General features: G+C 48.0%; 20 protein-coding genes. 9 read left to right on the top strand and 11 right to left on the bottom strand.

Annotated elements, in window-relative coordinates; genetic code table 11:
- Nucleotides 1-125 precede the first annotated feature (125 nt).
- Nucleotides 126-1,487 (bottom strand): aspartate kinase, encoded by a 1,362-nt coding sequence (locus H2R00_RS12690; RefSeq protein ID WP_182069297.1) that lies wholly within the window; start codon nt 1,485-1,487, stop codon nt 126-128.
- 276 nt (nt 1,488-1,763) lie between these two features.
- On the opposite strand from H2R00_RS12690, the gene H2R00_RS12685 reads away from it, so the two are divergent.
- Genes H2R00_RS12685 through H2R00_RS12670 form a run of 4 tightly spaced genes read left to right on the top strand, consistent with a single transcriptional unit; the run spans nt 1,764 to nt 5,371 of the window.
- The gene (locus H2R00_RS12685) at nt 1,764-2,717 is read left to right on the top strand and encodes an ABC transporter permease (RefSeq protein ID WP_154995611.1); all 954 of its coding nucleotides are present in this window, start codon (nt 1,764-1,766) and stop codon (nt 2,715-2,717) included.
- Complete coding sequence (locus H2R00_RS12680; RefSeq protein ID WP_154995613.1) at nt 2,707-3,651, top strand: iron chelate uptake ABC transporter family permease subunit; 945 nt, start codon at nt 2,707-2,709, stop codon at nt 3,649-3,651. The genes H2R00_RS12685 and H2R00_RS12680 overlap by 11 nt, the downstream gene beginning before the upstream one ends.
- Nucleotides 3,651-4,409, top strand: a complete 759-nt coding sequence (locus tag H2R00_RS12675) for an iron ABC transporter ATP-binding protein (protein ID WP_182071076.1) — start codon at nt 3,651-3,653, stop codon at nt 4,407-4,409. The genes H2R00_RS12680 and H2R00_RS12675 overlap by 1 nt, the downstream gene beginning before the upstream one ends.
- Nucleotides 4,410-4,423: 14 nt before the next feature.
- Nucleotides 4,424-5,371 carry a siderophore ABC transporter substrate-binding protein gene (locus H2R00_RS12670; RefSeq protein WP_154995617.1) on the top strand — a complete coding sequence of 316 codons (948 nt, stop codon included), beginning with the start codon at nt 4,424-4,426 and terminating at the stop codon, nt 5,369-5,371.
- Nucleotides 5,372-5,560: 189 nt separating this feature from the next.
- On the opposite strand, the gene H2R00_RS12665 is transcribed toward H2R00_RS12670, so the two are convergent.
- The 5 genes from H2R00_RS12665 to H2R00_RS12645 all read right to left on the bottom strand — a co-directional run bounded on the left by H2R00_RS12665 (nt 5,561) and on the right by H2R00_RS12645 (nt 9,973).
- Nucleotides 5,561-6,982, bottom strand: coding sequence for an MDR family MFS transporter (locus H2R00_RS12665; RefSeq protein WP_154995619.1), 1,422 nt, complete (start codon nt 6,980-6,982; stop codon nt 5,561-5,563).
- Nucleotides 6,983-6,993: 11 nt separating this feature from the next.
- On the bottom strand, nt 6,994-7,881 hold the full coding sequence (locus H2R00_RS12660; protein ID WP_234112630.1) for a TetR/AcrR family transcriptional regulator: 888 nt from the start codon (nt 7,879-7,881) through the stop codon (nt 6,994-6,996).
- Nucleotides 7,882-7,975: 94 nt separating this feature from the next.
- Nucleotides 7,976-8,818, bottom strand: coding sequence for an isocitrate lyase/PEP mutase family protein (locus H2R00_RS12655; RefSeq protein WP_154995623.1), 843 nt, complete (start codon nt 8,816-8,818; stop codon nt 7,976-7,978).
- Between the two features lie 110 nt (nt 8,819-8,928).
- Entirely contained in the window at nt 8,929-9,666 is a 738-nt protein-coding gene (locus tag H2R00_RS12650; protein WP_154995625.1) for an NADPH-dependent oxidoreductase, read from the bottom strand.
- 19 nt (nt 9,667-9,685) lie between these two features.
- A complete protein-coding gene (locus tag H2R00_RS12645; protein ID WP_154995627.1) occupies nt 9,686-9,973 on the bottom strand; it encodes a putative quinol monooxygenase in 288 nt (95 codons plus the stop codon).
- Between the two features lie 177 nt (nt 9,974-10,150).
- On the opposite strand from H2R00_RS12645, the gene H2R00_RS12640 reads away from it, so the two are divergent.
- Nucleotides 10,151-10,447: an ArsR/SmtB family transcription factor gene (locus H2R00_RS12640; RefSeq protein ID WP_154995629.1), complete on the top strand. Its 297-nt coding sequence runs from the start codon at nt 10,151-10,153 to the stop codon at nt 10,445-10,447.
- Between the two features lie 64 nt (nt 10,448-10,511).
- Here the strand turns inward: H2R00_RS12640 and gabR are convergent, their stop codons facing one another.
- The gene (gabR, locus tag H2R00_RS12635; RefSeq protein ID WP_182069295.1) at nt 10,512-11,942 is read right to left on the bottom strand and encodes a MocR-like transcriptional regulator GabR; all 1,431 of its coding nucleotides are present in this window, start codon (nt 11,940-11,942) and stop codon (nt 10,512-10,514) included.
- 102 nt (nt 11,943-12,044) lie between these two features.
- Between gabR and gabT the strand changes: the two genes are divergently transcribed.
- From gabT to gabD, 3 genes are read left to right on the top strand one after another with little or no spacing between them, the layout of a single operon-like run.
- Nucleotides 12,045-13,358 carry a 4-aminobutyrate--2-oxoglutarate transaminase gene (gabT, locus tag H2R00_RS12630; RefSeq protein WP_182069293.1) on the top strand — a complete coding sequence of 438 codons (1,314 nt, stop codon included), beginning with the start codon at nt 12,045-12,047 and terminating at the stop codon, nt 13,356-13,358.
- A gap of 33 nt (nt 13,359-13,391) precedes the next feature.
- Entirely contained in the window at nt 13,392-14,783 is a 1,392-nt protein-coding gene (locus H2R00_RS12625; RefSeq protein WP_182069292.1) for an APC family permease, read from the top strand.
- The gene (gene gabD, locus H2R00_RS12620; protein ID WP_182069291.1) at nt 14,758-16,155 is read left to right on the top strand and encodes a succinate-semialdehyde dehydrogenase; all 1,398 of its coding nucleotides are present in this window, start codon (nt 14,758-14,760) and stop codon (nt 16,153-16,155) included. The genes H2R00_RS12625 and gabD overlap by 26 nt, the downstream gene beginning before the upstream one ends.
- Before the next feature lie 42 nt (nt 16,156-16,197).
- Here the strand turns inward: gabD and H2R00_RS12615 are convergent, their stop codons facing one another.
- The gene (locus H2R00_RS12615; RefSeq protein ID WP_182069290.1) at nt 16,198-17,082 is read right to left on the bottom strand and encodes a DMT family transporter; all 885 of its coding nucleotides are present in this window, start codon (nt 17,080-17,082) and stop codon (nt 16,198-16,200) included.
- A gap of 163 nt (nt 17,083-17,245) precedes the next feature.
- Between H2R00_RS12615 and H2R00_RS12610 the strand changes: the two genes are divergently transcribed.
- The gene (locus H2R00_RS12610; RefSeq protein WP_182069289.1) at nt 17,246-17,737 is read left to right on the top strand and encodes a hypothetical protein; all 492 of its coding nucleotides are present in this window, start codon (nt 17,246-17,248) and stop codon (nt 17,735-17,737) included.
- A gap of 46 nt (nt 17,738-17,783) precedes the next feature.
- On the opposite strand, the gene H2R00_RS12605 is transcribed toward H2R00_RS12610, so the two are convergent.
- From H2R00_RS12605 to H2R00_RS12595, 3 genes are read right to left on the bottom strand one after another with little or no spacing between them, the layout of a single operon-like run.
- Nucleotides 17,784-18,428 (bottom strand): YcnI family copper-binding membrane protein, encoded by a 645-nt coding sequence (locus H2R00_RS12605; protein ID WP_176277305.1) that lies wholly within the window; start codon nt 18,426-18,428, stop codon nt 17,784-17,786.
- A 2-nt stretch (nt 18,429-18,430) separates the two neighbouring features.
- Nucleotides 18,431-20,077: a copper resistance protein CopC gene (locus tag H2R00_RS12600; RefSeq protein ID WP_280527949.1), complete on the bottom strand. Its 1,647-nt coding sequence runs from the start codon at nt 20,075-20,077 to the stop codon at nt 18,431-18,433.
- Between the two features lie 19 nt (nt 20,078-20,096).
- Nucleotides 20,097-20,669 carry a DeoR family transcriptional regulator gene (locus H2R00_RS12595; protein WP_145871964.1) on the bottom strand — a complete coding sequence of 191 codons (573 nt, stop codon included), beginning with the start codon at nt 20,667-20,669 and terminating at the stop codon, nt 20,097-20,099.
- Nucleotides 20,670-20,756 lie beyond the last annotated feature (87 nt).

Below are 20,756 nucleotides of genomic sequence, written 5' to 3'. Positions count from 1 at the left end.
CTATCAATTTATTTACTTTACATATCGGCTTTCAAAACGGTTTTGTGAATCCATTTAAGGCAGGCAATTTAAGGGAAGGGGATATTTTCTGACAACAAAAAAACCCCATAAAAAAAGGGGTTTTTTTAAACGAGAACTTTTGCGAAAAATTCTTGGTATAATGCGCGGACCGCTTGTTTTTCCTGAGCTTCCTTAACGCCGAACATCATGCTGACTTCCGAGGAGCCCTGGTTGATCATTTCGATATTGACGCGGGCTTCAGACAATGCTTTTGACGCTCTTGCCGTCGTTCCGACGTTATGGCGCATGGCTTCGCCGACGACCATGATCAGGGCAATATTGTGTTCAATCGTCACTTCATCAGCATCCAGTTCTTCCTTGATCCGTTTGATCATCCGCTTTTCTGCTGCTTGATCCATTTGATCCTGCCTTAAAATGATCGTAATATCGTCAATGCCGGACGGAATGTGTTCATACGTCAGCCCGTCATCTTCAAGAATTTGCAGGACGCGGCGGCCGAAGCCGATTTCGCGGTTCATCAAATATTTGCTGATATAAATACTGCAAAATCCGCTGTCGCTGGCGATCCCGACGACAGGTCCGTTCGTGTTGTCGCGTGTGGCGACAACTCTTGTCCCCTCCGCGTCCGGGTTGTTTGTATTTTTGATCTGAACCGGTATGCGCGCCCGGAAAGCAGGGATCAATGCTTCATCATGAAAGACGGAAAAGCCGGCATACGACAGCTCCCTCATTTCCCGGTATGTCAGCTCGCGGATTTCTTTTGGGTTGGATACAATCGCCGGGTTGACAGAATATACGGCGTCAACGTCAGTAAAGTTTTCATACAACTCGGCTTTCAATCCATTCGCTAAAATGGAGCCCGTAATGTCAGAGCCGCTTCGCGAAAATGTCATCACTTCGCCTTCCTGGCTGAATCCGAAGAAGCCGGGAAAGATGATGATGCCCTTTTGCTGTCTCAGCTGAAACAGATTGTCATACGACTCGGGCAGCACTTGTGCGTTGCCGGGTTCGCTCGTCACGAACAGCCCGGCGTCTTTTGGACTGACATAATGTGCTTCAACTCCCCGGTGCCTGAAGTAAGCCGCTACCAGTTTGGCGTTGTTATCTTCGCCGCTTGCTTTGATCGCATCAATAAACCGTTCCGGATTTGTTTTATCACCTTCGAGCAGCTGAAGCAGGTCTGCCCTGATCCGGTTGATCACGTCATCGGCAAGCCCGAGCTCAAGCGCGATATCGGCATACCGTCCGACAATCGCCTCAACCAGGCCGGGCGCTTCTTTCGATAATAAGTACTGTTCGGCGCATTCGATTAACAGGTCAGTTACTTTCGTATCCTCGGGATGCCGTTTTCCGGGTGCCGATACGACGACGGCCCTCCTTTCCGGATCGGAAGTGACGATTTGAAATACTTTCTCTAGCTGGGCTCCTGATGCGAGTGAGCTGCCCCCAAATTTAACGACTTTCATTTGTTACATCTCCTAAAGTTTAAATTTTCGAAATAAATTTAATTTTAATTATTGCGCTTTTCACAAGAAGAATCAAGGTTTTTCTTTCAGGAAAGAACAAATGTGTTTTTAGGGAGGACTAATCATAGGGGAATCGCATGACTTCAACCTTTGTATCTATTAATCTTATTGACTATGTTAGAAAAAATGGTAAGATATATAAAGGCCCTTATTGATAATGATAATCATTAACGTCGGCGGAGGGGTTGCTTTGTTGTGCAAGGAGGCTACTGCAGCATGAAACTACGATACTTATTGCTAATGCTCATCATTCTTTCATTCAGCTCGATATTCATCGGCGTTAAGGAGCTTTCGCCTCTTGATCTTTTCCGCTTGAATGAGGACGAAATTCAAACGCTTTACATAAGCAGAATCCCGCGCTTGCTCAGCATCGTGCTGGCGGGAATGAGCTTGAGCATCTGCGGGCTGATCATGCAGCAGCTGACGCGCAATAAATTTGTTTCACCGACCACCGCTGGAACGATGGATTGGGCGAGGCTCGGCGTGATCATTGCGATCGTGCTTTTTTCGTCTGCAGGAATTGTGGTCAAAATACTGTTTGCCTTTGTTTTTGCACTGTTTGGCAGCTTTTTGTTCGTCAAAATTTTGGACAGAATCAAGTTCAAAGATGCGATTTTCATCCCTCTCGTCGGTATGATGCTCGGAAGTGTTGTCAGCGCCATTTCTACTTTCATGGCTTATCAGTACAATATTATTCAAAACGTCAATGCATGGTTTGAAGGGAATTTTTCGCTGGTCATGAAGGGGAGGTATGAGCTCTTATTTCTGAGTATACCGCTCGTTATCATTGCCTATCTGTTCGCCAATAAATTCACGTTGGCCGGGATGGGGGAGTCTTTTTCCATCAATCTTGGATTGAATTATAAGCGGGTGGTCAATATCGGGCTGATCATCGTATCTATTATTTCGTCCGTCGTCATCCTGACGGTCGGCACGCTTCCCTTTTTGGGATTGATCATCCCGAACATCGTGTCCATCTACAGGGGAGATCATTTGAAAAACAGCCTGCCTCACACGGCGATTCTCGGAGCCGTTTTCGTCTTGTTTTGCGATATAGCGGGACGTCTCGTCATTTACCCGTACGAAATTTCGGTTGGCTTGATGGTCGGCATCATCGGGAGCGGCGTTTTTCTTTACTTGCTTTTAAGGAGAAAAGCCTATGCGTCATAAACAGAAAATGCTTGTACTCATTGTGATAGCAGCAGCCTGCATCGGTTTGTTTCTGTTCTACGGCTTGCCGTCTGTATGGGAATATGCGCTTCCGCGGAGGTTTGCCAAAGTTTTTGCGATCATCGTTGTCGGTACAGCGATTGCGTATTCGTCGATGATTTTCCAAACGATCACAAACAACAGAATTTTGACGCCGAGCATTCTCGGACTCGATTCTCTCTATGTTCTGCTGCAAACCGGGATTATTTACTTTTTCGGTGCAGCCAAACTCGCTGACCTCGGCAAAAACGGCAATTTTCTATTGTCAACCGGTTTGATGGTCTGCTTTTCATTTGTGCTGTTTTTCCTGATGTTCCGCCGCGGGGGAAGGCACATCTTCCTGCTGCTGCTCGTTGGAATCGTGTTCGGCACATTGTTCAGAAGCCTGTCATCCTTTATGCAGATGCTGATCGATCCGAACGAGTTCCAAGTCGTTCAAAACAAGATGTTTGCCAGCTTCAACAATTTGAATACGGACATTTTAGTGCTTGCTTCGCTCATCATTCTGGCGATACTCGTTTACGCTTGGCGGTATAATCCGTACTTTGACGTCATTTCGCTTGGCAGGGATCAAGCCGTCAACCTCGGAATCGATTACGACCGGACGGTAAAGAAAATGCTGATCGTCGTCGCCGTTCTCGTTTCCGTGTCTACTGCCCTCGTGGGGCCGATCACATTTTTAGGGCTGCTCGTCGTCAATGTGGCGCGGGAAGTATTTAAAACGTATAAGCACAGCGTCCTGATTCCCGGAGCGGTTTTGTTCAGCATCATTGCGCTTGTCGGGGGCCAGTTCATTGTTGAAAAGCTGTTTGGTTTAACGGTGACGCTTGTTGTGATCATTGATTTTATCGGCGGGATTTATTTTATTTACCTGTTGCTGAAGGAGCGTAAATGATGATAGAAGTACGAGATATCATGAAACAATTCGGAGAGCAGACCGTTGTTCATCCCACGACTTTAACGATACAAAAAGGAATGATCACGTCCTTCATCGGACCGAACGGAGCGGGGAAAAGCACGCTTTTGTCCATCATCAGCAGGCTGATCGGCATGGACGCCGGAAAAGTGCTGATTGACGGCAAGGAAATCAGCGCTTACAAAAGCAATGATTTAGCAAAAAAAATCAGCATTTTAAAGCAGTCCAACCAGATCAACATCAGGCTGACTGTCAGGGAGCTCGTCAGTTTCGGCAGGTTTCCTTATTCACAGGGCAGGCTCTCGAAAGAGGACTGGGCATATGTCGACGAAGCGATTGATTATATGAAGCTGAGAGACATTGAGCATAAACACCTCGATCAGTTGAGCGGCGGCCAGTGCCAGCGCGCTTTTATCGCGATGGTCATCGCTCAGGATACCGACTATATATTGCTTGATGAACCATTGAATAACCTCGATATGAAACACTCAGTAGAGATTATGAAGCTCTTGAGAGACCTTGTCGAAAGTCGCGGTAAAACGATCGTCATTGTCATTCACGACATTAATTTTGCCTCGGTTTATTCCGACAGAATCGCAGCCCTGAAAAACGGGCGGATTGTAAAAGAGGGGCCGGCAGAAGACATTATCCAAACGCCGGTGCTGAAAGACATCTATGATATGGACATTCCGATCCAACAAATCGGAGATCAAAAAATCTGTGTATATTTTAAATGATGAGGTGACCTGAAGTGAAAAAACTATCTTTATTGATTATGGCATTGATAACCGTTCTTGTCGTAGCCGCTTGCGGAAACAAAGCTGCTGATACAGATGCAAAATCTTCCTCTAAAAAAGAAACCGTCACAATTAAACACAACAGCGACACAACAGATGTACCGAAAAACCCGAAAAAAGTCGTTGTCTTCAACTTTGGAATGCTTGATACGCTTGATGAGCTTGGTTTAAGCGACCGCGTTGTCGGCCTTCCGAAACAAACCCTTCCGTCTTACTTGAAAAAATATAAAGACAGCAAATATGAAAGCGTCGGCGGACTAAAAGAGCCAGATTTTGAAAAAATTGCAGAGCTTGAGCCTGATTTGATCATCATCGAAGGCAGACAGTCTGAACAGTATGACGAGTTTAAAAAGATCGCTCCGACGATCGACATTGAGCTTGACCAGAAGAACTACATGAACAGTTTTAAAGAAAATACCGAAAACATTGGAAAAATCTTCGGTAAAGAAGATGCTGTCAAAGAAGCCCTTGCGAAAATCGATGACAAAGTAGAGAAAGCCAACAAGCTGGCGAAAGAAAAAGGCGGCAAAGGATTGGTCGTCTTAACGAGCGATAAACAAATCAGCGCGTATGGAAGCGGCTCAAGATTCGGCTTGATCCACGATGTACTCGGCGTTGAACCTGTGGACAAAAAAATTGAGGTTTCCCTTCACGGTCAAAGCGTCTCTTCCGAATATATCTCTGAAAAGAATCCTGATTACCTGTTTGTCATCGACCGAAGCGCTGCCATCGGCGAAAAAGGAACAGCAAAAGAAGTCATCGAAAATGAAATTGTAAAATCAACAAAAGCCTATAAAAACGGCCATATCACATACCTTGATCCAGGCTACTGGTACCTGTCAGGCGGAGGTCTTGAGTCCGTATCTGAAATGGTGAAAGAAGTCGAAAATGGATTGAAATAAAAGAGCGAGGCTGCCGGTTCATATCCGGCGGCCTTTTTTTGGCTTGTTCAAGGAGAAAAGGCCAATTGAAATTCAAAAGGAGATGCAGAGCGGGTTTTCAATGTTCATAACGTCGCAAGGAACCCAGACTCAGTTGAATATCAAACCATAAAAAAAACACGCCAGTTCGATTGAACTGGCGTGACATGATCAGCGCGCTGGCTGGCCTTGTTTGTCGGCCTGCGGCTTCTTTTTCAATGTAAACGAAAGGATAAATCCGATCAGCGCCAAGACAGCGGCCACGATAAAGGCGGAATTCATGCCGTGAATGAGTGCATTTAACGGATGAGATGCCGCAGCGTTTTTGGCTGAATTACTCATGACGGAAATCAAAACGGCCGTGCCGATCGAACCGCCGATCTGGCGCATCGTATTGTTCATCGCTGTTCCGTGCGGAATGAGGTGCGCCGGAAGTGCATTGATACCAGCAGTTGTGAGAGGCATCATAATCATGGAAGTTCCCATCATCCGCAGCGTATAAATGACGATAATAAATGTCAGCGAAGTATCCATTTGCAGATCCGCAAACGGGATCGACGTCAGCAGCAAGACGGCAAATCCGATAATGGCAAGGCCTTTTCCGCCGATCTTGTCAAAAATCCGGCCGATGATCGGTGACATGATGCCCATGGCTATCGCGCCCGGCAGCAGCATCAAACCGGAATCGAAAGCTGTCACGTCTCTGACGTTTTGCGTATACAGGGGCAAAATGGTTTCAGTACCGATCATTAATGCAAAAACGATCATACCGAGGAGCGTTGTTATCGTAAAAGTCCACGATTGGAAAACGCGAAACTCGAGTATCGGTCTTTTGATTCTTAATTGTCTAGAGATAAAGAAGAACAGGGCGACCGCACCGACTGCAAAGGAAATCAAAACAGTGTTGCTTCCCCAGCCTTCTGATCCGGCGTTGCTGAAGCCGTACAATAAACCGCCGAAACCCAGGCTGGACAGGATAATAGATATGATGTCCACTGAAGTTTCTCTTAATTTCGTGACGTTTTTCATCAGCAAGATGACAAGCACAAGATCGATCAGTGCAATTGGTAGAATAATATAAAATAAGTATCTCCATGTAAAGCTGTCGACGATCCAGCCTGACAATGTCGGTCCGATGGCCGGTGCAAAGGCGATCACCAAACCGACCATCCCCATTGCAGCTCCGCGTTTTTCAACCGGGAAAATCGTTAAAAAGATCGTCTGCATGAGCGGCATCATAATTCCGGCGCCCGCGGCCTGAATGATCCGCGCCGTCAAGAGAACCGGGAAGTTAGGCGCAACCGCACCGACGACTGTGCCCGCGGCAAAGATGCTCATCGCGGCGATGACGAGCGCGCGGCTCGAAAATTTTTCGATCAAAAAGGCGGTAATCGGAATGAGAATCCCGTTTGTCAGCATGAACGCCGTTGTCAGCCACTGAGCTTTTGTAGCGTCTATGTTCAAGTCTGCCATAATATGCGGCAGTGCCGTAACCAGGAGCGTTTGGTTCAAGATCGCGATAAACGCCCCGGCAATAAGCAAACCTACGATGATATTTCTGTTGTATGTCTGTTGTTCGGTTCCTGTATTCATATCAATCCCTCTTATTCTTTTATACTAATCGTTTGTATTTGTGAAACATCGTATTGGAGAGCCTCGATTTTTCCAAGGTAATCAAGGAGAGCCTTGATTAAATACGTGCGGGGCTCTTTGCTGAAAAGCTCCTCGCTCAGCAAATCTGCTGCTGACAGCAGTTCTGTCACGGAAAAGTCGTCTTGTGACAGGGAGGAAATCTTGGTTTTCAGTTTTTGCAAAAGGTCTTCAAGCAATTCCTCTTTTTTGGGCGGTGCCCAGCATCTTGAGAAATTCGTATAGGAGGCAATAATGTCTTCATTTAATGAACTTTTCTGATCTTCGTTCAGCTTTTTCTCTATGAAGAGATCCAGAACTGACATAATGAATGGTGGAATCGTTGTAACGTCAGGCTGCGCTTTTCCAGTGCCGACTAAAAACAGGAATTCCCTCATCAGCCCGTGGAAAATGATGACGATATCCCATATAAACGGCTCCACCTCTTCGCCGTACGCTTGAATGATAGAATCTTTATGCCAGCTGATGATCATCGATTTTGTTTCTTTTAGATGCTTTTTAAATACCGCGGTATCCGGGGATGATCCTTCATTGGAGATGAAATTGATAAATTGGCGGTTTTCTCTGAATTCCGTAATCTCCAAAGCGATTTTTTTAGCGAATCTTTCTTTTGGCGTCAGCGAGGTTTCCGTATTGATGATGGCGCTTTTGTTCAGCATTTCATGCTTTCTGAACTTGATCAATGCCAGCAAAAGATCTTCTTTAGATTGAAACAGTTTATAAATAGATGCTTTTGACATTTTGCATTCTTCAGCGATCGCTTGCATTGCAACGTTATGATAGCCTTTTTGGGCAAACAGCTTTTTGGCGGCCCTTAAGACTGCTGCTCTTTTTTCGTTCATTCCGGCTCCTTCTTTCGCAATGATAAAACTCATGGGTTACGAAAAAACCCATGAGTTTTCATAAATGAAATATTAACAGACCGAACTGTTTCGGTCAACGATTTTGTTTTGGGTCACGATGAAGGCTAATCCAATCAGCAGCTTCGCCATATGAAAGCACGCCGTCCGTCATATGACTGAAGGAGCCGCGGAGGATGATGTCTTCACCGATCTTTTTCACCAGCGACAGTGCGGCTCTGAAAGGGGCGGATCCGCAGCTGATTCGTTCGATCCCCAGTTCGGAAAGAATCTGTAAAGAGGGGGTGTGTGAGCCGGCCAGCACATTGAGCGGCCCGGATATACCTTTTCTCAGCCCGGCAATGGTGTCTGTATCACCGGCTCCGGGGATAAAAATGCAGTCCGCGCCTGCTTGTCTGTACCGATTTGCCCGCCGGACGGCTGTTTGAAGCCGGGAGCCGGGATCATCTGCATTGAGCCAGTACACATCCGTACGGGCATTGATCAAAACAGGAAGGTTCAGTTTTTTAACAGCCGCAATTTTTTCTTCCATTAATGTTGCATCACACAGCGGCTGGAAGGGGTCTTTCGTTCCGTCTTCAATATTAATACCGACAACGCCGGCCGCTGCTGCCTTTTTCACGTTTTCAGCGACTGTTTCCGGTGATTGGCCGTAACCCGCTTCAAGATCTGCGCTGACGGGAATATCCACGGCATCCGTGATGGTTTTCAGTACGGAAAGCAATGCTTCAAAGGGGAGATGTTCGCCGTCGGGATAGCCGAGGGACATGGCAATTCCGGCGCTGGTTGTGCCGACTGCTTTAAAACCGCAGTTTTGAAATGCTTTGGCGCTGGCCGCATCCCAGGCATTCGGCAGAACGAATGGGCCTGACTGATGATGGAGATCCAGAAATGCTTTATACTTTGCAAATGATTTCATGTATTCCACTCCTTTTTTACATAGTGTAAATGTAAAGACCTTCGATGCTCATCGAAATGTGGAATGGAACGCATGAAAAAAGGCTATCGATCACCGATAGCCTAAAGTATCTATTCGAGTTTAAATCCTTGTTTCTCAAGCATTTCACGGATGTGAGGATAGTACACTTTATTGTAATAAGCGGATATGCCCTGAGACCAGTTTCTTGTTTCTTGTCCGTTTGTCCGTTTTGTCATGTATTCGGATATTTCTTCATCGTACGCGTCGATCAGCGGTTTTAAATCCGGTTGATACGTTTCGCTGTGCCTTACCGCTTGTTCCGGGAGGCGCGGCTTTTTCGCGGAGCGGTCTGCCGGATGGCCGACGACAAGTCCTGCGACAGGGAAGACGTATTCAGGAATATTGAGCAGTTCGATCAGCTCTTCTGCACGGCCGCGGACCGCGCCGATCGGCACAGTGCCAAGTCCCATCGATTCAGCGGCTGCTGTGGCCGTACCGAGGGCGATGCCTGCGTCGACAGCTCCGACAAGCACGGATTCCATTCCGTCTGTAATCGCAAGCGTTTCGCCGCTTTTCTCAAGGGCGATTTTCGCACGGTTGAAGTCCGCGCAGAACAAAAGGAAAACGGGGGCCTGCTCAATCCAGACCTGTCCGCCGGCCAGTTCGGCAATTTTCTTTTTCCGTTCCTCATCCTGAACCGTAATCACGGTGACCTGCTGGCCGTTGATTGAATTCGGCGCTGCTTGAACGGCTTGAATGATCTTGTCCAGCTGTTCAGGGCTCACGGGCTCATCTGTATAGCTGCGAATCGATCTATGGTCTGTCAATGTTTTCAATACTTCATTCATTTCAAACGTCATCCTTTCTTTAATCCGTTGTGTGCGTTTTAACCACATTCAGAGGTTCTGATAAAAGGTCGCCCGCGGCTTGAACGAAAGCTTGAAAATGCTCTGTCTGATTATGGGCGTCAAGCGCGTCTTGATCTTTCCATTGCTCAAGCATGACAAATGTATTGGCATGCTCGGTATCTTCAAACAGCTGGTACTGGGCATTGCCGTCTTCAGCTCTTGAATGTTTAAGCAGCGGTTGTACGCTTTCGAGAAAGGCGTCGCGTTTTTCTGGTTTTACTTTCATATAGGCTTGCAATACGATCATCGGATCAAACCTCCGTCATCTCATTTAGAATTCCTTATCGTGTACGTTGTATACACAGTGAATCGATTGTTCGAAAATCATCGAACAATTGCATCGTAACATGTCTTTGCCTTGCCGGCAACCCATTTGCCTACTTGACGAATTGTCTTGAAGTTAGGATTATGATACATTTAACCCATGAAAACAAATGAAATGAAGTTAACATCTGTTCTCCAGGCTTTGAGTGATCCATACAGGCTTGAGATTGTCAAAGCACTGGCTGACACAGCCGAAAAAACGTGCGGTACATGCACAAATCTCAATATCGCAAAGTCTACGCTGTCCCACCATTTCAAGGTGCTGAGAGAAGCGGGACTGCTCAAAGTCCGCATCGAAGGGAAGCATCATTACTACTCTCTCTGCAAACGGGAATTGGAGGAGCAGTTTCCGGGACTGATCGAGGCGGTTCTCCAGGTAGAAAAAGAACGGTGGTAAACGGGCAGACGTCGGCTTTCTAAAGCCAAGCTGATACCGGCAGGAGCGAACCTGCCGGTATTTTTTAAAGCTTCTCATCACCGCATACCGCTTCATAAAGCTTGGCAGTCCCTTCGTCGATCTGATCGGCAGCGATTTTGGCAAATCCAAGCACGAGCGAAACTGTTCCTTCATGTTTTGACTGCTCTTTCTTTAACGTAAACCGGTTCATGCCGTAAACTTCGACCCGTCTTTCCTTTGCTCTTGATAAAACCTCTTCTTCACTTCTATCCGTTTCAAAATCGGCCAAAAAGTGAAGGCCTGCGCTCTCGCCTTTAATTTTGACCCGGCCGTTAAAGGTTTTGACAAGGCTTCCGATCAGCCTTGTCCGCTTTTCTTCGTAAATCTGGTTCATTTTCTTGATGTGCTTTTGGTACTCCCCCGATTCGATCAATTCCTGCAGGGCGAGTTGCGTTAAAACGCTGCTCGATTGAATCGAGAAATGGTGCCTTCTTCTGTATCGCCTCAGCAGTTTTTGCGGCAGTACCATATAGCTGATTCTCAAGCCCGGAAGAAGCGATTTTGAAAAAGTGCCGATGTAGATGACTTTTTCAGAGCGGTCAAGGCTTTGCAGGGCGGGAATCGTATCGCTCCCGTATTTAAATTCACTATCATAATCGTCTTCCACAATATAGCGGTTTTCCCCGTCGGAAACCCAGTTTAAAAGCTGAATCCTCCTCGATACCGGCATAATGATTCCTGTTGGAAACTGGTGTGAAGGCGTGACAAATAAAACGTCCGGATTCAGACGGTGAATCTCGCTGATCCGCATTCCTTTATGTTCGAGCTGAATCGTGGCCACCTCTTTACCTTCATTTTTCAGCAGTCGGTAAATGCGGCTGTATCCCGGCTCCTCCATCGCATAGACGGCTGAGGCGGGGAGAAGATCCTGAAGCGTGTGAATTAAGGACTGCGTGCCTGCGCTGATCACGATTTGTTCTGGGTGACACTTGACGCCTCTCGTTAAAGCAATAAAGCGTGCGATCGTCTGGCGCACTTCGTAGACGCCTTGCGGATGCGTCATTTCTCCGAGTTCGTTTACATGGGAAGAAACCGCTTTCTGTTCGCAGCGAAGCCATGTTTTAAACGGAAAATGCGCCGTATCGACGCTCATATGGGAAAACGATATCCAGCCGTCTTTATTTTCGTGCTCTTCAACCAGTTCTTTTTCCAATTGAAGGGGACCCGGCTGGCGGCTGGCGTGGAACGTTTCGATCTGCTCTACAAAAAAGCCTTTTCTTTCACGCGAATATAGATAACCTTCTGCCAGTAGCTGCTGGTAGGCAGAGTTTACCGAATTGATGCTGACGTTCAATGCTTCGGCGAGTTCGCGCTTGGATGGGAGTTTTTTCCCCGGTAAAAGGTTGCGGCTGAAAATTTCTTCTTTAATCCGTTGATAGATTTGATGATAAATATAATCCGCGTCCTTGGAGCGGTCAATCGGTAACGTAATCATAGCGCCTCCCTCTGGTACCATCAAAAATTAATGATTGGTACTTTTCATCATACCAAAAAATATTCAGAATTATAAGAAACAAAAGTGGGGGAGAGATTTTTTATGAGTTTGAACACAAAAGCATTTACAACGGAAGATTGGCAGGCCAAAAGGGATCAATTCGTGGCAAGGGGTGTCTCCAACGGAAACCGTCATCTGGCTGCTAAAGGGGAAGGTGCCGTTTTATATGATATTGACGGACGCCGTTTTATCGATTTTGCCGGGGCGATTGGCACATTAAATGTCGGGCATTCACATCCGAAAGTTGTGGAAGCTGTCAAGCAGCAGGCCGAACAGCTCATCCATCCCGGTTTTAACGTCATGATGTATCCGGCCTATGTTGAATTGGCGGAAAAGCTTTGCCGGCTTGCACCGGGCGCCCATGAGAAAAAAGCGATTTTCCTGAACTCTGGTGCGGAAGCCGTAGAAAACGCCGTGAAAATCGCCAGAAAATATACGAAGCGTCAAGCCGTCGTTTCTTTTACCCGCGGATTCCACGGGCGCACAAACATGACGATGAGCATGACGAGCAAGGTGAAACCATACAAATTCGGATTCGGTCCATTTGCACCTGAGGTATATCAGGCACCGTTTCCTTACTACTATAGAAAGCCTGAAGGGATGACTGATGAAAGTTACGATGACATGGTTATTCAGGCGTTTGACGATTTCTTCGTCTCGTCTGTTGCTCCAGAGACAGTTGCTTGCGTTGTCATGGAGCCGGTACAGGGAGAAGGGGGATTCATTATTCCTTCAAAACGGTTTGTGCAGCATGTCGCAGCTTTCTGTCAAAAACACGGCATCGTTTTTGTCGCTGATGAGATCCAAACAGGCTTTGCCAGAACGGGCAAATATTTTGCGATTGAGCATTTTGATGCCGTTCCTGATCTTGTGACGGTGTCAAAATCGCTGGCTGCCGGCGTTCCGCTCAGCGGTGTCATCGGCCGGGCGGAAATGCTTGATGCGGCAGATCCTGGGGAACTCGGGGGCACATATGCCGGAAGTCCGCTTGGTTGCGTAGCTGCTTTAGCAGTGCTCGATATTATTGAATCGGAACAGCTCAACAAGCGCTCTGAAGAAATCGGTAAAGCCATCGAAGAGCGGGCGCTTGAATGGAAGATGAAATATCCGCAGATTGGGGAAGTCCGCAGACTTGGCGCGATGGCGGCGATTGAAATTGTCCGGGACGAAAAGACGCGGGAGCCGGACAAAGCAGCTGCGGCCAAGATTGCCAAGTACGCCAATGAACACGGCCTGCTCTTGTTGACGGCAGGAATCAACGGCAACATTATCCGTTTTCTGTCTCCGCTCGTCATTTCTGATCAATTGCTTGAGGAAGGACTCGACATCATCGAAGAAGCGCTGGAACAGCTCTAGTTTGACATCTTCTAAAAGAAGGGGCGGATTTTGATGGGTAAACAGCAAATGAAAAAAACGATGTCGCAAACGGATGTGCTATTTTTAGCGATCGGGGCTATGCTCGGCTGGGGCTGGGTCGTCCTTTCCGGCGACTGGATTTCGACAGCCGGCTTTTTGGGCAGCACCATCGCATTTATCATCGGCGGCATACTCGTCATCCTAATCGGGTTAACGTACGCAGAGCTGTCTTCTGCCATCCCTGAAACGGGGGGCGGCTTGATTTTCGTCTACAGGGCGTTCGGCCGAAAAACGGCTTTTGTCGCCGCTTGGGGTGTGCTTTTCGGCTATGTTTCGGTGATTACATTTGAGGCGGTCGCATTGCCGACCGTCATTGATTACGTCCTGCCTGTCGAACATCAGGGCTTTCTCTGGTCGCTAAGCGGCTGGGACGTGTATGCCACTTGGGTGTTGATCGGTTCAGGAGGTGCGGTCGTCCTGACCGCGCTCAATTACTTCGGCGTCAAGCCGGCCGCGATATTTCAGTCGGTTTTCACGATCGCGATTATCGCCACGGGCTTTCTCCTTTTGGGCGGGGCCTTGGTAAACGGTGACGTCGAACATGTACAGCCCCTTTTTAAAGACGGGTTCTCCGGTATGATGTCCGTCCTCGTCATGATACCGTTTCTGTTTGTCGGATTTGACGTCATCCCACAGGTTGCGGCTGAAATTAATGCCCCGAAAAAAATCATCGGCAAAATTTTGATTATTTCGATTGTCAGTGCGGTCGTGTTTTATTTGCTGATTGTTTTCGGCGTGACGATGGGGCTGTCAGAAAGCGAGCTTGCAACGACTTCTTTGGCGACCGCAGATGCAATGGTCAATCTGCTCGGGAACCAGCTGTTCGGCACGGTGCTTGTCCTTGGCGGAGTCGCGGGCATCATTACGAGCTGGAACGCATTTATCATCGGCGCGAGCCGCATTCTGTTTGCGATGTCGGAAAAAGGCATGGTGCCGAAATGGTTCGGCTTCATCCATCCGAAGTATAAAACGCCGACTAACGCGATTTTATTTCTGGGGGCGCTGGCGTTTTTTGCGCCGCTGCTCGGGCGCCCGGCCCTTGTTTGGATCGTTAATGCAGGGGGAACAGGTATTATAGTCGGATATTTGATCGTGTCGATTGCATTCATGAAGCTGAGAAAGACAGAGCCGGATTTAAACAGACCGTATAAAATCAATAAGTGGAAAACGACGGGTATATCTGCTATCCTCTTAAGTGTTATCTTTCTTGCCTTTTATTTACCAGGCATGCCGGCCGCGCTTACATGGCCGTATGAGTGGCTGATCTTGGCAGGATGGACATTGATCGGTTTTCTTTTATACAACAGCAGTTCAAAACGTAAAGGGGAGGAGATTCAACATGACCAGCATGCTAGAAGTATATAATCCTGCGACTGGAGAAAAAATCAAATCGGTTCCCCAGCAATCTGCAAAGGAAGTCGAAGAGGCTGTCGTACGCTCGCATGAAGCATTTCAAAAATGGTCGAAAACATCGGCTTCAGAACGAGCGGGCTTGCTGAAAAAATGGTTTGATTTGATTGTGGAGCAGAAGGACGAGCTGGCAAAATTAATTACGCTTGAAAACGGCAAGCCGTACGCTGAAGCACAGGGCGAAGTCATATACAGCGCAGGCTATATCGAATGGTATGCGGAGGAAGCGAAACGCATCTACGGAAGAACGGTTCCCGCATCTGTGACGAACAAGCGCATCATCGTTACGCGCCAGGGAGTCGGTCCTGTTGCGGCGATTACTCCGTGGAACTTTCCGGCGGCGATGATCACGCGAAAAGCGGCGCCGGCTTTGGCGGCAGGCTGTACCTTTATCATCAAGCCTGCGCCTGACACGCCTTTAACGGCGTTTGAGCTCGTCCGGCTAGGGCACGAAGCGGGCATTCCAAAAGACGTCCTTCAGTGTGTGATCGGCGACGGACAAGAGATCGGCTCTATTTTTACAAGCCATCCGCTGATCCGCAAGATTACGTTCACCGGGTCAACGCCTGTCGGCAAACATTTAATGAAAAACAGCGCCGAGACGGTTAAGCATGTGTCAATGGAGCTCGGCGGCCATGCTCCGCTGATCGTTGATGAAGATGCCAACATCGACCTCGCCGTTAAACAGACGATGCTGTCGAAATACAGGAATGCCGGACAAACGTGCGTCTGTGCAAACCGTCTGATCGTTCATGAATCGGTTAAGGATGAATTTGCAGAAAAACTCCGCGCGGAAGTTGCCAAGCTGAAAGTCGGGAACGGACTTGATGAAGGTGTATCAATCGGTCCGATCATCAATAAAAACGGCTTTCAGAAAATCGTCGACCAAATCAATGACGCGGTGAATAAAGGGGCGAAAGTTCTTATCGGCGCCGAATACGAAAGCGATGATGAGAAATCATGCTACTTTGTCCACCCGACAGTGCTGACGGATGTTGACCCTTCAATGACGATCATGCATGAGGAAACATTCGGTCCCGTTGCGCCGATTACGACTTTTAAAACGCTGGACGAAGCGGTCAAGCTCGCCAATGATACGCCTTACGGTTTAGCGGCATATTTCTTTACGGAAAACTACCGCCGCGGCATCTATTTATCCGAAAATCTTGATTACGGCATTCTCGGCTGGAATGATGGCGGACCGTCAACCGTTCAGGCGCCTTTCGGCGGCATGAAGGAAAGCGGAATCGGACGCGAAGGCGGACAGGAAGGCATCGAGCCGTATTTGGAAACAAAATATTTGTCCATCGGTTTGGATGAATCATAAGTCAACATGAAAACCCGCCCTCATATCCCCGGGCGGGATTTTTTACGCTTTCACCTGTTCAGCGTTTATTTTATCCTTTTTGGGCTGATAGGAAATATAAAATATGCCTAAAAGGAGCAGTGCGATTCCGGCCCAGGAAACAAGAGGCAGCGATTCTCTGACAAGCACGGTTCCCAAAAGCGACGCTGTGAGCGGTTCAGCCAGCGACAGGGTCACCGCCGTTGAGGCGGGCACTTTGGCCAATCCTGTCGTAAATAACAGGTACGCGGCCCCGGTTGCAATGACGCCGATATAGAGGCTGACAGTCATTCCCTGAACCGATAAGATCCAGCTCAGATCGTACAGAAACAATAACGGGGCAAGCAATACAGCGCTAAAAAAGAACACGGTGCCTGTGACAGCCTCCGGCTTTTGCTTTTGCAGGAGCTTCTTGCTTGTCAGCGTGTAGACGGCAAAGGAAAGCCCGGCGCCGAGTGCGAGCAGTATGCCGAGAAAGCTCCCTCCCGATGAGGCGGACGGGATGAATAACAAGGATACGCCTGCTATCGCTGCAGCCGTTGCGATCCACCATTTCGTCTGCGGAACTTTTTTGAACACGAGCCATTCGAGGCAGCCGGCGATAATCGGAGCGCTGCCGATGGCGACGACCGTTCCGACGGCGATCCCTGACAGGTTGACGGCTGAAAAAAAGAAAGGCTGGTAAAATGCCATGCTCAATGCTGCGATGATCAGCGTTTTAACGGGCCAACCGCTGCGTTTCAATTGTCCGCGCAAAGCCGCGAACAACAGCAGGGTGATGCCGCCGACCGCCATTCTGACAGCGCCGAATACAAGAGGCGCCGCCTCTTTCGGCGCGAATGCCTGGGTTGTTCCCGTCGTTCCCCATAAAATGGCCGCAAGCAAGACAAACAGAATCGATATTTTCATACTCCGATCTCTCCCCAATCGATCATTCAGAACTTTTTCTATTGTAAGATAAGTTGGCTGATTTTTGAATCGCTGCTTCAGAAATTTCCCTGTAAAGAGGAAATATTCAACGCTGGCCGAATTCATATAATGGCCTAAAAACAATTAAAGTCGGAGGAAGCGGATGAAAAAACGAACAGTTTTATTCTTCTTGTTGATCTGGCTCGCCGGATGTGCGAGCGCTCAAGAAGCTGACCAACAAACCAAATGGGTGAACAGTGAACAGGGAGCGATTGAGGACGGCATTCGTTACGAAAACATCACAAAAGACGATATTTTAGACAAAATCGATTTAAACGGTGAAAAAGTCGTCGTTTTTCGATTCGGGGATTCGGAGGGGGAGGGAATTTGCCTCGCTCACATCAAACGGGAAAACGGCAAATATCAATGGTACCGCGATTTAAGCTATGTAATTGTGAAATCTGATCACCCGGAAACGGAAAGTGCGGAAGCTTCTTCACTGTTCACAACCCCCAATGGAAGAAAGTACACGTTATATACAGGGGATGCCGCTCGCCTGAATGGAACATTTGAGACTGATGACGGGCTTCATTTGGAGCCGGTGGTCGATCAAAAAACGGGCATGTATTATCAGATTGTGCAGGATTCGGACTGAAATGGACAAAAAAGCTGCCGGGATATTCCCGACAGCCTTTTATTTTTTATGATTTCTTTTTCCGCACTGTCAAGAGCAGCGCAGCACCTCCAAGAAGCACGGCAAGGATCGACAGGATCAGGGAAGCGGTTTGAATCCCTTGTCCTCCTTGACCGTCCTCATTTTCTGCGGCAGTGTTTTCTTTCGTTGAAGCGCCGTGTGCATCAACCGTTTCGTGTCCGAGCTTTGCAGCGTCGACAATGCTTGTGATCGCATGCGGGGTATCGGCGTCTTCATCACCGGTCCACTCGACAATAGAGCCGTCTTTATAATATTGGTAAGCGTTCCAGGCGGCCTTTTGTTCTTTGTCAGGGTTTTTGGCGGTGAAGGTAAACTGCTGGAATTCGCCGGGCTGAATGCCGCCGTTTTCGGCTTCCCACGTCACCCTTGTCACTTTTTCGTTTTTGCCGGTTTCAGTGCTCGTTTTCCAGCCCGGCACCGGTTCATACTGCTGAAATTCAACACCGTCCGGCATGCTGAGAACGACCTTGGTTGTGGCGTTGTCTTTTTCAACCGGTACTTTAACCGTGTATGTTTCCCATGAGCCTGCTGCTGATTCAGTCGGTTTTACCGTAACATGTGCGCTGACCGGCACGGAGAAAAGCAAAAATGATGCTAGGATTGCACCCAGCCATAATGTTTTTTTAAACATAATCAAAACTCCTTTTTATTAATTTTTGCATTGAAAACCGTTCTGATTTCCTCAAATGACGCCGTTAATCCGTGAACGCGGATCTTCCAGATGCCGTCTTCGTTTAGATTTAAATTTTTCGTTTGGAAAACACCGTCTTTATTTTTGCTGAGGCTGAACGTGCTCTCCTTGTCATCCCCGAAAAGCCCGGTTTTCTCAACAGTTAATTCGATTTTTTGAATATCTTTGACGACGTCTCCTTTTCTGTTTCTGACTGTGACTTCAAACGTATTTGAGCCCGGCATGTTCGGGCTGATTCGGAGCGACAGCGTATTTCCTTCCGTCAGCTGCTTCGTCTCACTGAAAGGCTGCGGCAGCGGCGCAGGCGGACTTGGAATATTGGTGAAAACCGCCGTGGTCAGCAGAATGAGAAGCCCGACCGCCCATTCAGCTTTCATCGAACGGCCGCCCGGCCGTTTCGGCGCTTTTCTAAAACGGAAATAGTGAAATGCTCCGAGTCCGATCATGAGAAGAACGAGCGCCGATTTCACAAGGAGCGCTTTCCCGTAAGCCGTCCCGAACAGGTTATCCAGTGTATGAATGATGAAAAAGCTGTTGAAAAGGCCCGAGAATATGAGAAGCCCTGCTGAAGCCAGCGCCCATGGCGAGAAACGCCGAATGGTTTCCCATATCAAACTTTTGTCAGGCTTCAGCCAGTCTTTTCCGAAAAACAGCACAAACATCGCGAGTCCGCCCGTCCAAATGGAAGCGGCATTCAGATGGATGAAGTTCATCGCAATCGTCATATAGCCGGCGCTCGTCGAAGCGGCATGGCCGTCGAGCGATTTGACGAACAAAAGTCCGGCAAAAAGGAACAGGCTCAAGATCGCGCTCTTCAGGCCTTTTCTGTTCGAACAAAAAACGAGCAAGGCGATGATGGCGATGTTGATCAGCCACAGCATTCCACCCGTCGTATTCAGAAGCGTTTCCTGTAAAAGCGAAGGCTGTAAAGCCCCGAGCCAGGAAACACCTGCGTTTGCTTTTGTTTGCAGTGGCAGTTGAATGATGATGGCGGCCCCTGTCAATAAGAGCGCAGCATTCTTGATCCGCTTCAGACGGCGCCGTTTGTCACCCGGCCAGCCGTTTTCAGGTCGGTGCCATACGAGCTGCAAAAGAGCGGCTCCCATGAACAGGGAGAAACCGGTATACAAAAGGACGCGTTCCATGACGGTATCGGCTGCCGGCAGGCCTGATGCTTGATTTTGTTGATCTTTCGGCAGCCCGCCTTGAATGTTTCCGATACTGAAAGGGATCGTGCCTGATACGGGATGACCGTCTGCGGATACGGCTCTCCATTCGGCCGAGTAGATATCATCCTTTAACTTCGGTTTCAGCTTGACGGTCATGATCTTGGCGTTTTGCGGGTCGATTTCCGTTTTGTCGGAATCGACGCGCTCACCCGACGAATTTCTGACCGTTATAGAATGAAACCCTTTCTGAATCGCTTCATTGAATTCAATCTTAATTTCTGCAGGCGCTTTTTTCAGCTCCTGATTTTCAGCGGGATCTGAATTTACGATATAAGCGTGAGCAAAAGCGGCTTTTGGCAGCAAAATGGTACAAAGAACAGCCAGAACTGCCCAGAGTGTTGCTCTTTTCATCACATTCATCCAATCTTTTAACAAAATTTCACGTCTTCAGGCTGCAGCAGCTGTTCTTCATCGTTTTCTGGACCAGAAGCGCGGCATCGTCAAACGATAACAGCTGTCCGCCAAAGCCTTTTTTGAATTTCCGCGCATCTGCTTCTGAAGCGAAAGGGATCGCCTGCGGCTCGCAGCAGTTCAAATGAAGATCTGTATCCAGCAAAAAGACGGCAGCTTTGGCGCTGATCGTCGTATCCAGCAAAAAATCTCTGCAGATCATCTGTGATACATCATCTTTCACTTTCTCATAGCGGAGCATTGCGCAATGGGCGCAGCAAAATTGTTCAATCTGGCTGTCGTTTTTTACAATTTGTACGGAAAGCCTCGAACCTGTCCCTTTTCCGCAAACGACGCAAAGCTGCCCAAGCTGCTGCTTCGGCTTGTTTAGCGTAATTCCGCCTGCCGTCTTGATGACCTGTCCGTTTTCAACGAGCGGTTTAATGTCGCGGTAAACGGTCATTTCAGAGACGTTCAGCCTTTTCGAAATTTCCGAAATGCGCAGAGATTCTTCTTCTTTGATCCACGCCAAAATCTGCTGTCTTCTTTTAATCGGTAGCATTCTCCTCCTCCATTCCTTATGTTCTTTACTTATAAGCCTAGTAGATTGCAGGAAAAGAAACAAGCAGAACGTGATAAAAAATGTGAT

The organism is Bacillus haynesii, assembly GCF_014042035.1.
Lineage (GTDB): Bacteria > Bacillota > Bacilli > Bacillales > Bacillaceae > Bacillus > Bacillus haynesii.
The sequence above is the reverse complement of the archived record's forward strand: the minus strand, read 5'-3'. Positions and strand labels throughout refer to the sequence as shown.

Bases quoted from the DNA above. Each gene is read 5' to 3' on its own strand.
- H2R00_RS12640 (WP_154995629.1), top strand. From the start codon at position 10,151: ATGAAAACAAATGAAATGAAGTTAACATCTGTTCTCCAGGCTTTGAGT.
- gabT (WP_182069293.1), top strand. From the start codon at position 12,045: ATGAGTTTGAACACAAAAGCATTTACAACGGAAGATTGGCAGGCCAAA.
- H2R00_RS12675 (WP_182071076.1), top strand. From the start codon at position 3,651: ATGATAGAAGTACGAGATATCATGAAACAATTCGGAGAGCAGACCGTT.
- gabR (WP_182069295.1), bottom strand. From the start codon at position 11,942: ATGATTACGTTACCGATTGACCGCTCCAAGGACGCGGATTATATTTAT.
- H2R00_RS12680 (WP_154995613.1), top strand. From the start codon at position 2,707: ATGCGTCATAAACAGAAAATGCTTGTACTCATTGTGATAGCAGCAGCC.
- H2R00_RS12605 (WP_176277305.1), bottom strand. From the start codon at position 18,428: ATGTTTAAAAAAACATTATGGCTGGGTGCAATCCTAGCATCATTTTTG.
- H2R00_RS12685 (WP_154995611.1), top strand. From the start codon at position 1,764: ATGAAACTACGATACTTATTGCTAATGCTCATCATTCTTTCATTCAGC.
- H2R00_RS12615 (WP_182069290.1), bottom strand. From the start codon at position 17,082: ATGAAAATATCGATTCTGTTTGTCTTGCTTGCGGCCATTTTATGGGGA.
- H2R00_RS12660 (WP_234112630.1), bottom strand. From the start codon at position 7,881: ATGAACGAAAAAAGAGCAGCAGTCTTAAGGGCCGCCAAAAAGCTGTTT.
- H2R00_RS12595 (WP_145871964.1), bottom strand. From the start codon at position 20,669: ATGCTACCGATTAAAAGAAGACAGCAGATTTTGGCGTGGATCAAAGAA.
- H2R00_RS12655 (WP_154995623.1), bottom strand. From the start codon at position 8,818: ATGAAATCATTTGCAAAGTATAAAGCATTTCTGGATCTCCATCATCAG.
- gabD (WP_182069291.1), top strand. From the start codon at position 14,758: ATGACCAGCATGCTAGAAGTATATAATCCTGCGACTGGAGAAAAAATC.
- H2R00_RS12610 (WP_182069289.1), top strand. From the start codon at position 17,246: ATGAAAAAACGAACAGTTTTATTCTTCTTGTTGATCTGGCTCGCCGGA.
- H2R00_RS12600 (WP_280527949.1), bottom strand. From the start codon at position 20,077: ATGAATGTGATGAAAAGAGCAACACTCTGGGCAGTTCTGGCTGTTCTT.
- H2R00_RS12690 (WP_182069297.1), bottom strand. From the start codon at position 1,487: ATGAAAGTCGTTAAATTTGGGGGCAGCTCACTCGCATCAGGAGCCCAG.
- H2R00_RS12645 (WP_154995627.1), bottom strand. From the start codon at position 9,973: ATGATCGTATTGCAAGCCTATATGAAAGTAAAACCAGAAAAACGCGAC.
- H2R00_RS12625 (WP_182069292.1), top strand. From the start codon at position 13,392: ATGGGTAAACAGCAAATGAAAAAAACGATGTCGCAAACGGATGTGCTA.
- H2R00_RS12665 (WP_154995619.1), bottom strand. From the start codon at position 6,982: ATGAATACAGGAACCGAACAACAGACATACAACAGAAATATCATCGTA.
- H2R00_RS12650 (WP_154995625.1), bottom strand. From the start codon at position 9,666: ATGAATGAAGTATTGAAAACATTGACAGACCATAGATCGATTCGCAGC.